Annotated in this window: 14 protein-coding genes; 7 read left to right on the top strand and 7 right to left on the bottom strand. The window is 65.1% G+C overall.

Annotated features, from left to right (window positions below; genetic code table 11):
* Nucleotides 1–118 precede the first annotated feature (118 nt).
* Nucleotides 119–1,285, top strand: coding sequence for a glycosyltransferase (locus G3446_RS16715; RefSeq protein ID WP_164453973.1), 1,167 nt, complete (start codon nucleotides 119–121; stop codon nucleotides 1,283–1,285).
* Nucleotides 1,272–2,084: a DUF2334 domain-containing protein gene (locus G3446_RS16710; RefSeq protein WP_164453972.1), complete on the top strand. Its 813-nt coding sequence runs from the start codon at nucleotides 1,272–1,274 to the stop codon at nucleotides 2,082–2,084. Before G3446_RS16715 ends, G3446_RS16710 begins: the two co-directional genes overlap by 14 nt.
* Here the strand turns inward: G3446_RS16710 and G3446_RS16705 are convergent.
* From G3446_RS16705 to G3446_RS16675, 7 genes are all read right to left on the bottom strand, one after another.
* The gene (locus G3446_RS16705) at nucleotides 1,991–2,479 is read right to left on the bottom strand and encodes a low molecular weight protein-tyrosine-phosphatase (protein WP_164453971.1); all 489 of its coding nucleotides are present in this window, start codon (nucleotides 2,477–2,479) and stop codon (nucleotides 1,991–1,993) included. The two genes, G3446_RS16710 and G3446_RS16705, sit on opposite strands and share 94 nt — an antisense overlap.
* Nucleotides 2,480–3,632: 1,153 nt before the next feature.
* Nucleotides 3,633–4,034: an OsmC family protein gene (locus G3446_RS16700; RefSeq protein ID WP_164453970.1), complete on the bottom strand. Its 402-nt coding sequence runs from the start codon at nucleotides 4,032–4,034 to the stop codon at nucleotides 3,633–3,635.
* A gap of 88 nt (nucleotides 4,035–4,122) precedes the next feature.
* Nucleotides 4,123–4,890 carry a 3-deoxy-manno-octulosonate cytidylyltransferase gene (kdsB, locus tag G3446_RS16695; RefSeq protein ID WP_164453969.1) on the bottom strand — a complete coding sequence of 256 codons (768 nt, stop codon included), beginning with the start codon at nucleotides 4,888–4,890 and terminating at the stop codon, nucleotides 4,123–4,125.
* Nucleotides 4,883–5,923 (bottom strand): tetraacyldisaccharide 4'-kinase, encoded by a 1,041-nt coding sequence (gene lpxK / locus G3446_RS16690; RefSeq protein ID WP_164453968.1) that lies wholly within the window; start codon nucleotides 5,921–5,923, stop codon nucleotides 4,883–4,885. The genes kdsB and lpxK overlap by 8 nt, the downstream gene beginning before the upstream one ends.
* Before the next feature lie 50 nt (nucleotides 5,924–5,973).
* On the bottom strand, nucleotides 5,974–7,758 hold the full coding sequence (msbA, locus tag G3446_RS16685; protein WP_164453967.1) for a lipid A export permease/ATP-binding protein MsbA: 1,785 nt from the start codon (nucleotides 7,756–7,758) through the stop codon (nucleotides 5,974–5,976).
* Nucleotides 7,755–8,183: an ExbD/TolR family protein gene (locus G3446_RS16680; RefSeq protein WP_164453966.1), complete on the bottom strand. Its 429-nt coding sequence runs from the start codon at nucleotides 8,181–8,183 to the stop codon at nucleotides 7,755–7,757. Before G3446_RS16680 ends, msbA begins: the two co-directional genes overlap by 4 nt.
* A complete protein-coding gene (locus tag G3446_RS16675) occupies nucleotides 8,180–8,809 on the bottom strand; it encodes a MotA/TolQ/ExbB proton channel family protein (protein WP_164453965.1) in 630 nt (209 codons plus the stop codon). The genes G3446_RS16680 and G3446_RS16675 overlap by 4 nt, the downstream gene beginning before the upstream one ends.
* A gap of 420 nt (nucleotides 8,810–9,229) precedes the next feature.
* Here G3446_RS16675 and G3446_RS16670 point away from each other — a divergent pair, with 420 nt between their 5' ends.
* The 5 genes from G3446_RS16670 to G3446_RS16650 are packed head-to-tail and all read left to right on the top strand — an operon-like array spanning nucleotide 9,230 to nucleotide 13,154.
* On the top strand, nucleotides 9,230–9,679 hold the full coding sequence (locus tag G3446_RS16670; protein ID WP_342450144.1) for a type IV pilin protein: 450 nt from the start codon (nucleotides 9,230–9,232) through the stop codon (nucleotides 9,677–9,679).
* A complete protein-coding gene (locus G3446_RS16665) occupies nucleotides 9,670–10,206 on the top strand; it encodes a GspH/FimT family pseudopilin (protein ID WP_164453963.1) in 537 nt (178 codons plus the stop codon). Before G3446_RS16670 ends, G3446_RS16665 begins: the two co-directional genes overlap by 10 nt.
* 37 nt (nucleotides 10,207–10,243) lie before the next feature.
* The gene (locus G3446_RS16660) at nucleotides 10,244–11,254 is read left to right on the top strand and encodes a PilW family protein (protein ID WP_164453962.1); all 1,011 of its coding nucleotides are present in this window, start codon (nucleotides 10,244–10,246) and stop codon (nucleotides 11,252–11,254) included.
* An 11-nt stretch (nucleotides 11,255–11,265) separates the two neighbouring features.
* A complete protein-coding gene (locus G3446_RS16655) occupies nucleotides 11,266–12,447 on the top strand; it encodes a hypothetical protein (RefSeq protein WP_164453961.1) in 1,182 nt (393 codons plus the stop codon).
* 26 nt (nucleotides 12,448–12,473) lie between these two features.
* A complete protein-coding gene (locus G3446_RS16650) occupies nucleotides 12,474–13,154 on the top strand; it encodes a type IV pilus modification PilV family protein (protein WP_164453960.1) in 681 nt (226 codons plus the stop codon).
* The last annotated feature ends 445 nt before the right edge of the window (nucleotides 13,155–13,599 follow it).

The following is a 13,599-nucleotide window of genomic DNA, read 5'->3' as shown; positions in this document are numbered from 1 at the left end:
GCCGACGCGAGCCGGGCAGCCTCTTATCACGCCGCTGCGTCTCAGCGGCCTCGCGGCGACCCTCGAGCGCCGAGCGACCCGAAGCACCAGGCTAGTCGACAACGGAGCCAGCGCAGCCATGCTGAATCTCTCATCCGGCACCGACACCCGCGCCACGGGCCTCGCCTCGAGCTGCGCCCAAGACCTGCGGGTGGCGATCGTCTCGGACGCCGCGCCCGAGCGCAATGGCGTCGGCGCCTACTATCGCGACCTCGCGGATCACCTCAAGGCCAAGGGCGCCCGCGTCGAGCTGATCGCACCCCGCCACCGCGGCGGACGCTGGCACGGCGGCATTCCGCTGCCGCTGCCGGGCGATCCGACCCAGAAGGTCTTGGTTCCATCCTGGTCCTTGATCAGCAAGCGTCTCGACCGACTCTCGCCCAACGTGGTGGTCGTCTCCACGCCTGGCCCCTATGGCATGCTGGGCATGTATCTCGCGGGACGCCGCGGCGTGAATCTGGTCGTCGGCTTTCACACCCACTTCGAGGCGCTCACGGATCTCTTCCAAGACTGGGGAATACGTGCCCGGATCGCCAACACCTACCTACGCGCCTGCCATCGCCTGCTGTTCAAGCGCAGCCAGCTCGTGCTCGCCAATTCGCAGCAGATGATCGACGTGGCACGGGAGATCGGGGCGCGGCGCGTCGACCTCATGGCCACCCCCATTCCCAAGCGATTCCTGGACCTTCCCGCCGTCGGTGCCGGCACCGAGGTCAAGCGCATCCTCTTCGCCGGCCGTCTCGCCCCGGAGAAGAATCTGGAGGTGATCGTCGAGGCCGCCCGACGCCTACCGGACATGGAGTTTCTCATTGCCGGCGACGGCCCGCTCAAGGCCTGGCTCGAGCAGCAGTGCGAGGGCCTTACGAATCTCAAGCTCATCGGCTGGGTCAGACGCTCCCGCATCCTGGGACTGGTCGACAGCGTCGACGCGCTGGTGCTGCCCTCGCGCGTCGAATCCTTCGGAACCATCGCCTTGGAGGCCATGGCTCGGGCGCGTCCGGTGGTGGTCTCCTCGGCATGCGGCATCATGAGCTGGGAGACGCTCAGCCGCGGCATCTTCCCCATCCGTGACGACGAGCATCTCGCCGACGCCCTGACTCGACTCCGCGACCTGGACCCAGCGATGCGCGAGCGCAAGGCGCAGATCGCGCGCGACGCGGCCATAGAGCTCAACCAACGCAATCTCGACCATTGGATCGCCGTCTTGCGCGGTGACTTCGGGCGCTCGATCGATGTCGCAAGCTGAGCAGGTCCGCACCTTGGTCTCGGTGCATGACGTCATGCCCGAGACGCTGCCGCAAGTCGAGCGCATCTTGGCGCTGCTCGAATCCGAGGGGGTCAGCGCCGTCACCCTCTTGGTGGTGCCTGGGCGCGCTTGGTCGCGCGAAGCCATCGAGGTGCTCAAAGGCTTCGAGTCGCGGGGCTATGAGCTGGCGGGGCACGGCTGGCTCCATCGCGTCGAGCGCTATGGCGGACTCAGGCACCGCGTGCACGCGCACCTCATCTCGCGCAACGTCGCCGAGCATCTGGCGCTGGACGCCAACGGCATCGTCGCGCTAATGCATCGAACGCACGGCTGGTTCCGTCAGCACGGCCTCAAGCCGCCGACGCTCTACGTCCCGCCGGCATGGGCCATGGGGCGGGTGGCGCGCAACGCACTCGCCATCCTTCCCTATCTGCAATATGAGATCTTCTCCGGGATCCTGTCCGGGCAGACCGGGCGCCTGCACCCCATCCCCATGCTGGGATACGAGGCCGACAGCGCCTGGCGTGCGCCCGTCATTCGACTCTGGAATCAGCTCAATCGGCGTCGCTCCCGCAGCAGCGGCTGGCTGCGCATCGGCATCCATCCGCACGACCTGGATCTGCGTCTCGCCGATGACCTGCGCAGCGACCTCAAACGCTTCCGGCTGCACGCGGACTATTCCGCCATCGACGACCAGCCGGGCTCTCAGAGATACCGGCTGCTCAAGTCCTCCAAGAGCCCGCGCGAGGCGGACTCGACCATATCGAACACCCGGTCGAATCCACGCTGCCCGCCATAATAGGGATCCGGCACCTCACGGATCTCTAAGTCTGGGGCGAACTCCATGAAGAGACTCAGCTTGTGCTCCAGCCCTGACGGGCAGATGTCGGCCAGACAGGCGTAATTGTCCTCGTCCATCGCGAGGACATAGTCGTAGTGATGGAAGTCCTCGACCCGCGCCCGACGAGCGCGCAGGTCCGCGATGTCGATACCCCGCTCGGCGGCAGTCTCCCGCGCACGCCGATCCGGCGGCTCGCCGACGTGATAGGCGTGGGTGCCCGCGGAATCGATCTCGATCAGATGCAGCAAGCCGGCCTTAATGACCATCTGCCTAAAGACACCGTGCGCGGTGGGCGATCGGCAGATATTGCCCATGCAAACGAATAGGACTTTAACTCTTGCGGATGTGCTCATAGGCGCAAAAACGTCTCTCGAAATAGGGAAGATCCAACGGAAGACAGCTCACCGGCCCTCGTCGCAGCCCAGCCCGACCCAGATCACACCTTGTGCTGGGGATGAGGTCGCACAGGTGTCGATCATCGATTGGCCCGGCGTCCCGCAGTAGTGCGGACAAGTGCAGCGCAGTCCACCAACGCCGGCGCGGGATTCGGTGGACTTCGCTCTTGAGACTGTGAGCGTCATCCAAGCGCACCGCGAAGATCGCAGATTGGCGTAGGTTGGGCCGACGCAGGAGGCCCAACAATCAGAGCGTTAGGCTAGCCGCCATGGTGGGCTTCGTACCTCAGCCCAACCTACGCAGAATTTCTTCACAGTCTCTCTCGCTCGTCCTCCCTAAGAACCCAACTGATGATCAAGGCCGCCGCACACAAACGGGCACAAGCGACGTCAGCGCGTAGAGCGAAGCTCGCGCCTCAGCTGCTGCGACTCGCGCGCCCTGTCCTGACCCGGCGACAGCGACCTCAGCCGCGCACGAAAGCGCGCGGTGCTCGTCCCTGGACGATCGACCTCCAAGGGCGTCGATTGCTGCAAGCGCCGCTCCCGGCGCAAGTCCTGCCGCTCCAGTCGTTGCTCCCGCGCAAGACTCGCCTCACGGGCCTGATCGCGAAGCCGCGTTGCGCTATCAGGCCCAGCCCCCTGCGCGCGCGGCGCCGAGGCGCGTCCTGAGGTGTCGTGCCCGTCCAGTTGCAGCCAAGACCCGCCGGTCACTTCTGGCTGCGGGCGGTCGGCGAAGCTCGAGGTCGTCTGAGCGAGCGCTGGAGGCGTTCGAAAAAGCGTCGCGCAAGCGAGACAGAGGATGCCAGCCCCGAGCACTCCGCGCACCAGATTAGTGCATTCTACCAACGCCGGGACCCGAACTGTGCGTCATGGAGCAAAGATGACAGAGGATGCCACTCACCATTTCGGAGTAACCCTTTGATTTCAAGAACGCCTCGCGTCAATAAAAAGCTGGCCCGGAAGCTGCATCAAGAGAAGCAACGCAGCGTTATGCCGATGCTTTGATCCGTTCTCTGACCTCCTCAGTGGTGATTCGCCCCGCACTCGCGGGGTTTTTTTTGCGACACTGGCGGCAACAGGCCCTAAGCCGGTCCACGCGCTGCCCCCAGCCTCAGCCCCCCTCGATACGGCTTTCGAACTGCGGCGGCTGTTGGATCCTCCGCTTGACCGCGCAAAGGTCCATAGCCTTGAGGATGCCGGCCCGATATTTCTCTGGAAACCCTTCCGGCAGCTGCAGCCGCAGCAAGACGCGCGACGCCGACGGATCCGACCTGCTCGGCTCCCAGTCCATCCAGAGCCTGAGTCCATCGGTCGACAGCTTTCTGCTCTGACAGAACTTCAGCGCGAAAATGCCCGCGCAGGTCGCGATAGAGCTGAGAAAGAGATCATAGGGCTGAGGCGCCGACTGATCCCCGCCGGCCTCTTTCGACTGATCGGTCGCGATGCTGAATTCACGCACCGCTGCGTCGACGCGCTGACCTCCCGGAAAGCTGACCTCAATGGTTTCTGCCATGGGCAATCTCCTCTAGCAATCTTTGCGTTCAAAAGCTCGGACTCGGACAGGCCGACGCAGCTCGCTCCTGCCACCAAGTCCCGCTCGCTCAGCTGCCGGCCAGATAGGCGGCCGCGCGCGCCAGGTCCGCCGCCGTGTCGACGCCAGGACCAGGCTCTTCTTCGGCAACGCCGACGCGGATCGGCTCCCCATGCCAGAGCACCCGCAGCTGCTCGAGGGACTCGGCGATCTCCAAGGGAGAAGGCTCGAACGCGACATAGCGCCGCAGGAAGGAGACCCGATAGGCATAGAGACCGATGTGCCTGAGGAAACGCACCGAATCGGGCAGCTGGGCGCGATCCCTCAAGAACTCGTCACGATGCCAAGGAATCGGTGCCCGCGAGAAATAGAGCGCCTGGCCAGCCGCATTCAGGACGACCTTGACGACATGCGGATCGAAGAGCGCGGCGCTTTCGGTGATCGCATGGGCGAGTGTCGCGATGCCAGCATCCTTCGCCACAACGAGCTCTGTGGCGACTTGACGAATGAGTGACGAGGGCATGCAGGGCTCGTCGCCCTGAAGGTTTACGATGACGGTGTCATCCTCCCATCCGCAGCGCTCCATGGCCTCGGCGACCCGATCCGTTCCGCTGCGATGGGCGGAATCCGTGAGCAGCGCGGTCACGCCGATCTCGGAGCAGGCAGCGAGGATGCGCCGATCGTCGGTCGCGACCACAACCTCGTCGGCATCGCTCGCGCGCGCGCGCTCGACCACGTGCTGGATCATCGGCTTGCCGGCGATCTCGAGCAGCGGCTTACCCGGCAGACGCGTCGAGCCATAGCGCGCCGGAATCAGAACCTTGAACCCCTTATCCATTTCTCAACCCAACCCTCTTCACGCCGGGCCTCTTCACGCCGGGCCTCTTCAAGCCAGGCCTTTTCAACCCAGTCAGCTTTGATACGAACTGCGCCTCGAAGGCAGCGTCGAGATGCGCCTCCACCGGCAAATACCAATGATGCGGCGAGGCGAAGGCCGCGCACTTGACGGCGTCCTTCTCGGTCATGACGACGATGCGATCGCCCCAGGCCGCGACGTCGGGGCGGCTATAGCGGTGATGATCCGGAAAGGGTCGCCGCTCGATCTGCAGCCCCTGCCCCTCCAGCAGCGCAAAAAAGCGCTCCGGATCGCCGATCCCCGCAACGGCCAGGACCCGCGACCCGCGCAGCTCCTCAAGCGGCCTGCGGATGCCTGGCTCGGCAAGATTCACGAGACTGCCAGGCAGGAGTCGCATTGCCGGACCTTGCCCATCGCCGCCCTTGTAGACCACGAGGTCCGCATCGGAAAGCCTTGCGACAGGCTCGCGCAGCGGACCCGCGGGGAGGCAGTAGCCGTTTCCGAAGCCGCGCAGGCCGTCGACCAGCGCGATCTCCAAGTCTCGGCTCAGCGCGTAGTGCTGCAGCCCGTCGTCGCTCAGCAGGACATCGCAGCCACTCTGCTCGATAGCCAAGCGACCTGAGGCGACCCGATCCGGCCCGACCACCAGGGTGCAGCCCGAGCGCCTCGCCAGCAGCACAGGCTCATCGCCGACCTGGTCAGGATCGCTGTTCGCTCCGACGCGCTGCGGCCAGACGCGCGCCTTTCCGCCATAACCGCGCGCGATGATCGCCGGCGTCCAGCCGTGCTTCCTCAGCAAGGCCGCCAAATAGAGGCTCAGTGGCGTCTTACCCGTTCCACCCACCGTGAGGTTGCCGACGACGATGACCGGCACGGCAAGGCGCTCGGACCTCAGCAGACCGCGCCGATAGGCCCAGCGGCGCACACGAGCCATGGCGCAATAGAGCCAGGAAAGCGGCAGCAGGAGCCGAGCGACAGCGCGCTTGCCATACCAGATGGGTGTCGGATCAAACATCCAAAACGCCTCGCCCAGGCAGCATCCAATCCACAAGCTCAGACCGGCTCTCAGGCCAGGGATGTCGGCTCGACGACCGCATCGTGGAACTGCAGCCGATGCAGCCGCGCATAGTAGCCACCGAGCGCCAGCAGCTCGTCGTGCCGGCCTTGCTCGACCACACGACCGTCTTGCAGCACCAGGATCCGGTCCGCGTTCTCGATGGTCGAGAGCCGATGCGCGATGACCAGGGTCGTGCGGCGCTCCATGAGCTCTTGCAGGGCCGCCTGAATGTAGCGCTCGGCCTCGGTGTCCAATGCAGAGGTGGCCTCATCCAGTATCAGGATGGGCGCATCCTTGAGCATGGCACGCGCGATCGCCAGCCGCTGACGCTGCCCGCCAGACAAGAGAACCCCGCGATCGCCGATCAGGGTCTCGAAGCCTTGCGGCAGCGACTGGATGAACTCCAGCGCGTGGGCGCTGGCGGCGACCCGCTCGAGCTCGGCGAGCGTCGGCGTCTCGGCGCGGCCATAGGCGATGTTGTTGGCGATGCTGTCATTGAAAAGCACGACCTCCTGGCTAACCAGCGAGATCTGCGCGCGCAAGCTCGCGAGGCTGAGCGCGCGAATCGGGATACCGTCGATGCGAATCTCGCCGGCGGTCGGATCGTAGAAGCGCGGCAGCAGACTGGCGATGGTGCTCTTGCCACTGCCGGAGCGACCGACCAGTGCTATCTTCTCTCCGGGCTCGATGGTCAAGCTGAGGCTCTGGATCGCCGGGGCCTTGTCTTCGGAGTAGAGGTGACTGACGTCGCGGTATTCGACGCGTCCTTCCGCCCGCTTCAGCGTCCGGGTGCCCAGGTCCTGCTCCTCCTCCGAGTCGATCAGCTCGAAGAGGCTCTCGGCGGCGATGATGCCGCGCTGCAGCTGGGCATTCACCGAGGTCAGGCGCTTGACCGGGGGCAGCAGCAGACCCATGGCGACCACGAAGGACATGAAGGTGCCGACGGAGATGTTCTCCTTCAGACCCTGCATGGTGGACAGATAGACCACGAAGGCGATGGCCGCGGCGGAGATCAGCTGGACCAGAGGCACACTGGCGGCCTCGGTCGCGATCATCTTCATCTGCAGCGAGCGGGTCTTCTCATTGATGGCGATGAAGCGCCGCGCCGCGCGCGCCTGCCCGCCGAACGCCTTGACCACCCGGTGACCGTCGATGATCTCCTGAGCGACATGGGTCAGATCGCCGACACGATCCTGGATCCGGCGACTGTGGCGGCGAAACCGTTTGGTCGCGTACTTGATCGCACCGGCCATCACCGGACCGATGACCAGGAAGATCAGAGACAGAGCGGCATCCAGGTACAGCATGAAGGCCATGAGGCCGATGACCGTAAAGCCGTCCCTCACCAAGGTGGTGACGGCCGAGGTGGCGGCGTTCGCGACGTTCTCGACGTTGTAGGTCAGCTTGGCCAGGATATGGCCCGAGCCGCTCCGGTCGAAGAAGCGCGTCGGCGCGCGCAGCAGGTGCTCGAACATCTCCTGGCGTAGGTCCGCGACGACACGCCGGCCGACCCAGCTCAGGAAATAGGTGTTGATGAAGCCCGCGATGCCGCGCACCAGGAAGAGCCCGACGAGCAGCCAAGGCATGGTCTGCACCAGCTCGATGTCGCGCTCGACGAAGCTGCCGTCGATGAGTGGCTTCATCATGGCGGCGAACAGGGGCTCGGTTGCGGCGAATATCAGCATGCCGAGGATCGAGAGCACGAACATCCGCCAATAGGGACGGACATACCCGAGCAGCCGCCGATAGATCACGCCGGCCTCCGCGGAGGAGAGGACCTCTTCTTTGCTCATTGGCCCTCGTCGTCAGGTCGCGTGGCTGCAAAGGCGATGCGGTTGAGGCCGGCCTGACTCGCCGCATCCATCGCCGTCATCACGGATTGATGGGTTGTCGCGGCATCGGCCTGAATCAGTACCGGCAAGGCGCCCTCATCGCGCTTGAGCTCGCTCAGCGCCCGCGCCAGAGACTCCGGCTTGGCGTCCGCGACGGCCCGGTCGTTGACGAAGAAGCGCCCGGTGCGGTCGATCACCAGCCGAATCATGGTCGGCTCCTCGGCCGGAATGTCCTCGCCCCGGGCCTCGGGCAGCTGGACCCGCAGCCGCGCCTCGTCCTTGAAGGTGGTCGACACCATGAAGAAGATCAGCAGCAGGAAGACGACATCGATCAGGGGCGTCAGATTGATATCGGTTGAGGTGCGCCGGTGCGGACGCAGATTCATGAGGACAGGTCTCCCGCGGCCTCACGCTCGCCCTTGAGGACCTCGACCAGACGCAAGGCCTGCTCTTCCATATCGATGGCGAGCTGACCGACCCGATTGTCGAAGAAGCGATGGAAGAGCAGCGCCGGGATGGCTACCGAAAGCCCAGCCGCCGTCGTCACCAGCGCCTTGGAGATACCCCCGGCGAGCACGCCGGCGTTGCCGACCCCGGCCTCCATGATGACGCCGAAGACATCGATCATACCGAGGACGGTCCCGAGCAGGCCCAGCAAGGGCGCCACCGCGGCGATCGTGCCCAGGGTGTTCAAGAACCGCTCGAGCTCGGCCACCACATGCCGGCCGGTGTCGTTGATGGACTCCTTCATGATCTCGTGGCTGTGGTGCCGGTTGATGAGCCCGGCGGCGAGCATGCGCCCGAGCGGCGAGCCATTGCGGATCTCGAGAATAGCCGCGTCGGTCAGCGCGCTGTCACGGTGGAGCTGCCAGATCCGCGAGACCAGGTTCTTGGGCATGATCCTGCGCCGCCGTAAGGTCCAGGCGCGCTCGATCACAATGGCGGTGGCGATCACCGAGCAGGCCACGATCGGCACCATCAGCCAGCCGCCGGCGTATATCAAATCAAGCAAGAAAGATTCTCCTTGGAGCAAGCTCGCCGATCGGCCGGAGACATTGGGTAAAGGCCGATCGACCGAGCGAATTCGTCGAGTGCGATCCCCTTCCGTTCCGGCGGGCACTCACAGGCGCTCATGATACTCGAACCCGTCCGTGATCCGCAGCGCGGGCCCATGGCTCGCGCTGCATCGCCGCGAGCCCGTCCGACGCGAGCCCGCAAGCGGGGGCCGCTACTCGCTTCGGCATCGCGCCATGGATGCGCAACCTTGCCCGGACCACACGAAATGTGACAACATCGTCATCCTTCCACGTTTAGATGACGGACTCGCTTCATGCCGCAAACAGCGTCGATGCAGCGAAGTAATTGCGGAGCGACCTTCTGCCGCGTGCGGAATCCGCAAGAAAACCCGCACGGGAAGAGGCGCGCCGTACACATAAAGGGAGGCGCTAAGCTGTGCGAGCAGGCCGGCTTCACCCTCCTCGAGATGATGATCACGCTCGGGATCGTCGCCGTGCTCGCGGCCATCGCCTACCCCTCCTACCAGCAGCAAATCCGCCAAGCGCGGCGAGCGGATGGCCAGACCGCCTTGCTCAGATTGGCGATCGCACAGGAGAAATTCCGCGGCACCTGCCCGCGCTACGCGGAGCGGATCGGCGGCGCGGCCGGCTGTGCCGACACTGGGGTCGGATCAGGTGCGCTGGGATTGGGCGCCCTCAGCACAGAGGGCTACTACGGGCTTCGGCTGGAGGACACCAGCGCCCGCGGGTTTCGCGCGCTGGCGGTCGCGATCGGCGATCAGGGCAGGGATCAGGCGGGAGGTCGAAGCTGTCGGCTCCTGAGCATCGATCAGGACGGCAACCGTCTGCCGAGGGAATGCTGGTGATGACGGCCTGCGAGAGACCACACCGACGCCAAGCAGGGCTGACGTTGCTCGAGCTGATCACGGTCGTCGCCATTCTCGCCCTCCTGATGGGCGTCGCAGTTCCATCCATGCACGAGATGCTGGACCGCAATCGACTCAAGGCCGCGGCCCAGGCCGTTGCGGAGGATCTGCAATGGGCCAGGTCGGAGGCTATCAAGCGCAATCGCCCCATTGCGCTCAGCCTGCATCCGAGCACCTGGTGCTATGGCGTCACCCTCGCGAGCGACCTAGGCTGCGATTGCCGTGGCGATCAGGACGCCCCCAACGGCTGCGAGCTCAAGCGTGTGAGCGGCACCGACTATCCCGGCATCCGCCTGAGCGCGACCTTCGACCGGACCACCTTCGAGCCGCGCCGCGCGACCGCCAGGAACGGCAGTCTCAGTCTCCAATCGAGCCGCGGCGCCGCGATCAAGGTCATCCTATCCCGGCTCGGGCGCGTGCGCCTCTGCAGCCCGAACGACACCCTGCCCGGCTATGGCGACTGCTGAAACGAGCAACATCATTTCCTTTCGGATGCAGCAGGGTATGACCCTCGCGAGCCTCATGGTCGGCCTTGCGGTCGGCGCATTGACGCTGACCGCGACGCTCAGCACCTATCTCATGATCTCCGAAGGTGCGAAAGACACCCTGACCGAGGCGAGACTCAGCCAGGAGCTCCGCGCGGCATTGCATCTGATGCGATCCGATATTCGGCGGGCGGGCTACTGGGATTTCAACGACGCGGACCACGACGGCGACGCCAACGCCGACGGCGTCTTCGACTGGGGCGACTTCGGGGCCGGCGACGGTCCCCGCGGCGCCTTCGACACAGATGGCGACGGCGACTCGGATGCGGACGACCTGCGCGCCATCAATAACCCCTTCCAACGCCGTTATGCCGCCGTCAACAACGATCTGTGCATCGGCACGGACGCCAGGACAGGGGACTGTGCGCCCCGGCGCTGCATCGAGCACGGCGAATCAGGTGCTTGCCTGACCTATGTCCAAAGCGGCGATTGCATCACCTACAGCTACGACTTGGACAGCGACGGACGTGTCGGAATCCGAGCCTGCGATCGGTCCGAGGACGAAGACGACTGCCCGAGACCCAGAGGTGAGAACGGCGGGGCGCCCTTCGCCGCGCGCAACGGCGAGCCTTACGCCTGGCGCTCCTGGTATCCGCCCGAGGGCTCGGTCAAGACGCAATCCATCGAGATGGAGCTGCTCGGCTTCCGCCATCGGGACGCTAGCCTCGCCATGCGAGTGGGTCGGCTCGGCAGCCAAGACCAGCGCTTCGGCTGCAACGCCGGCCGTTGGGAGCGCATCACCAGCCCGGACGTGCACATCACGGATCTGGAATTTCAACTCAGCACCAGCATCCAGAACACCACCGCCGGCAAGACCCGAGCAGCAGCCTGCGAGCCGGGCGACATCTGCCGGCAGGTCCGATCGGTGCGCATTCAGATCTCCGGCCAGAGCGCGCAGGACCCCAAGACGCGGCGAGCTCTGTCGACGACGGTCGCCGTGCGCAATCATCGCTACGAGGTGGTCGAGTGAGCCGAGCCAAGATGCCCGCAAACATCCGCTGGCACGGCCCGCTGCGCCAGCAAGCCGGTGCCATGACGCTGCTCTTCGGGCTGCTCTTGCTCATCGGCGCCGGCATCCTGGTCTTCAGCTCCGGACGGACCGGCGTCGTCGAGCAGCGCATCGCCAACAACGCCCGGCAAGGCATCGAGGCCCAAGACGCGGCCGAGGCCGGCCTGGAGTACGCCCGCGCATGGCTTGCCCAGAGCCCGTGGAAGGCCGACACGCCAGTACCGACGGCACCAGCGCAGCGAACGATCGGCGGTGAAACCTATGATCTCTCGCTCGACTTCAGCGCGACCGGCACGGACATTTGCGTCAGCTCGCGGGCCAGCGCCAGAAGCGACAGCGCCTTGAGCGCCATGGCTCAGGCCTGCTTCACGCAGCATGGCCTCTTCGACGCCTCGCCGACCACGACCATGCCGCCGCCGATGGTGCTCGGCGGCTGTTTTCGCGCGGCCCCCGAGTCCTCCGAGATCTACATCCCCGAGGACTCGGGGAGCGCGGTGGCGAGCGGTGAGGCCGCAACCGCCGCCTGCCTGCCGCGCGGAGGCCTCACGCCCCACACCTGGACCGACCGTGATGGCAATCGCGTGATCGCGCCAGCGGAAAAGGGACCAAGCACGGATTACGGGCGCGGACGCATCGACGACTGCAGCGGCGCCCATTGCGCCTGGAATGCCATCTTCGATCTATCTTTCGAGGAAGCCGTCCAGCTCGCCAAGGCCGCCGACCATCGCTTCAGCACCGGCATTCCATGCGGCGCCGCGTCGGCCCCCGGCATCTATCTGATCGAGCATTCGGACAGCATCGACGCGCTCGATATTGACGGCAGCTGCCCCGCCGGGGGTGGCGTCGACGCCAGGACGATCGGCTCGCCGACCAGCCCCGTCCTGCTGGTCGTCCCAAGCGAGGCCGGATGCCCGACCTTCAGCGACGACATCAGCGTCTACGGCATCGTCTACTTCGAGCAGCCTTGCGCGAGCCAGACCTGGCAGGGAGCACGCATTCAAGGCAGCCTCATCTGGGAGGGGGACGCAGTGCCTCCGGCTCCTGGATCGACCCTCATCGCAACCGACTACGGGTCTGGCGGCGCGCTCAACGCGGCCTTTCAAGTCGTCGTCGACGCCTCTCAGACCCCGGGAACCTGGCGGGATTGGAGATGACACGGCAACCCAAGGCTGGATCACCCATGCAGCTCAGCATCCGAATGCGCAAGCAGCGCGGTTTCACACTGAGCGAGGCCATGATCTCGCTCAGTGTCCTCACCTCTGGACTCTTCGCCCTCGCCCAATTCCAAGGCGAGATCCACGAGAGCGGTCGCTGGGCGAAGACTCGCACCGAGGCCGCCAATCTCGCACAGCAGAAGCTCGAGGAGCTGAGGTACCAAGCGACGCTCGACTACGCCGGGATTGCGGACGGAAGCGACCGACCCAGCACCGAGGACGGGGCCGGCACGGCATTCCGACGGCGTTGGACCGTCACCCCACGCAAGGACCCGGAGCTCAAGGAGATCGACGTCTATACGGAGTGGTCAACGCGTGACGGCGGCATCGAGTCCGTGGGCCTGTCGTCCATCCTCACGCCCGCTCGGCCTTACCCTGCTGGAAGCGGCCCCGCGCAGCCCGCCCTGCCCCAGTCCGACACCGAGCAGTTTGAGCAGCAGGGGAGCGCCCTCGCCCTGGAGCCAGTGCAAAGCGCCCATTCGGCAACCTGCCTCTGCACCCTGAGTCACGGAGACGGGTCCGTCGCCGTCGACCCGCGCAGCGACCATGCCTCCTGCTCCAAGAGCTGCTGCGCATCGAGTCAGCCGGAGACAACCCCTTGCTCCCGAGACACCTGCACCTTCGTCGCCCGCTGCGGGACGATCTAGACGCCAGATCTAGGCGCCGAGCGATCACCCGCAACCGATCGGATTCTCGATCTTCTTGTTGGAGATATTGGACACCAGAGCTCAACAGGGCTCAGGCCGATCATCCCGGCAGACCTGGGATCTGGGAAACCAGTGCCCCATCGCGAAATCTGAGCAAAAGAAGCAACGGAGCTTGAGACGCAAGCCAATGAACTCATGTGGTGCCCGGAGTCGGGCTCGAACCGGCATGACCGAAGCCGAGGGATTTTAGGAGCGGCGTTTATGGTATTTATCACCAAGTTACACTATATCTAAAATAATTAAAACAATGACTTATATCTAATCAATGTAACTACTCAATAACTCACGGCACGGCGGCAGCGGCCGCTCGCTCACGGATGATGTCCGGCAGGGGCGGAATGGTGCCGGTTTGCTCGATGCGGTCGTTGAGATAGTCCCAGAAGGA

This window comes from Thiorhodococcus minor (assembly GCF_010820565.1).
GTDB classification, from domain to species: Bacteria; Pseudomonadota; Gammaproteobacteria; order Chromatiales; family Chromatiaceae; genus Thiorhodococcus; species Thiorhodococcus minor.
Note: the sequence above shows the minus strand (reverse complement) of the source record. Positions and strands in the feature narration are given on the sequence as shown.

Bases quoted from the DNA above. Each gene is read 5' to 3' on its own strand.
- G3446_RS16700 (WP_164453970.1), bottom strand. From the start codon at position 4,034: ATGGCAGAAACCATTGAGGTCAGCTTTCCGGGAGGTCAGCGCGTCGAC.
- kdsB (WP_164453969.1), bottom strand. From the start codon at position 4,890: ATGGATAAGGGGTTCAAGGTTCTGATTCCGGCGCGCTATGGCTCGACG.
- G3446_RS16715 (WP_164453973.1), top strand. From the start codon at position 119: ATGCTGAATCTCTCATCCGGCACCGACACCCGCGCCACGGGCCTCGCC.
- lpxK (WP_164453968.1), bottom strand. From the start codon at position 5,923: ATGTTTGATCCGACACCCATCTGGTATGGCAAGCGCGCTGTCGCTCGG.
- G3446_RS16710 (WP_164453972.1), top strand. From the start codon at position 1,272: ATGTCGCAAGCTGAGCAGGTCCGCACCTTGGTCTCGGTGCATGACGTC.
- G3446_RS16665 (WP_164453963.1), top strand. From the start codon at position 9,670: ATGCTGGTGATGACGGCCTGCGAGAGACCACACCGACGCCAAGCAGGG.
- G3446_RS16650 (WP_164453960.1), top strand. From the start codon at position 12,474: ATGCAGCTCAGCATCCGAATGCGCAAGCAGCGCGGTTTCACACTGAGC.
- G3446_RS16655 (WP_164453961.1), top strand. From the start codon at position 11,266: ATGCCCGCAAACATCCGCTGGCACGGCCCGCTGCGCCAGCAAGCCGGT.
- G3446_RS16680 (WP_164453966.1), bottom strand. From the start codon at position 8,183: ATGAATCTGCGTCCGCACCGGCGCACCTCAACCGATATCAATCTGACG.
- msbA (WP_164453967.1), bottom strand. From the start codon at position 7,758: ATGAGCAAAGAAGAGGTCCTCTCCTCCGCGGAGGCCGGCGTGATCTAT.
- G3446_RS16705 (WP_164453971.1), bottom strand. From the start codon at position 2,479: ATGAGCACATCCGCAAGAGTTAAAGTCCTATTCGTTTGCATGGGCAAT.
- G3446_RS16660 (WP_164453962.1), top strand. From the start codon at position 10,244: ATGACCCTCGCGAGCCTCATGGTCGGCCTTGCGGTCGGCGCATTGACG.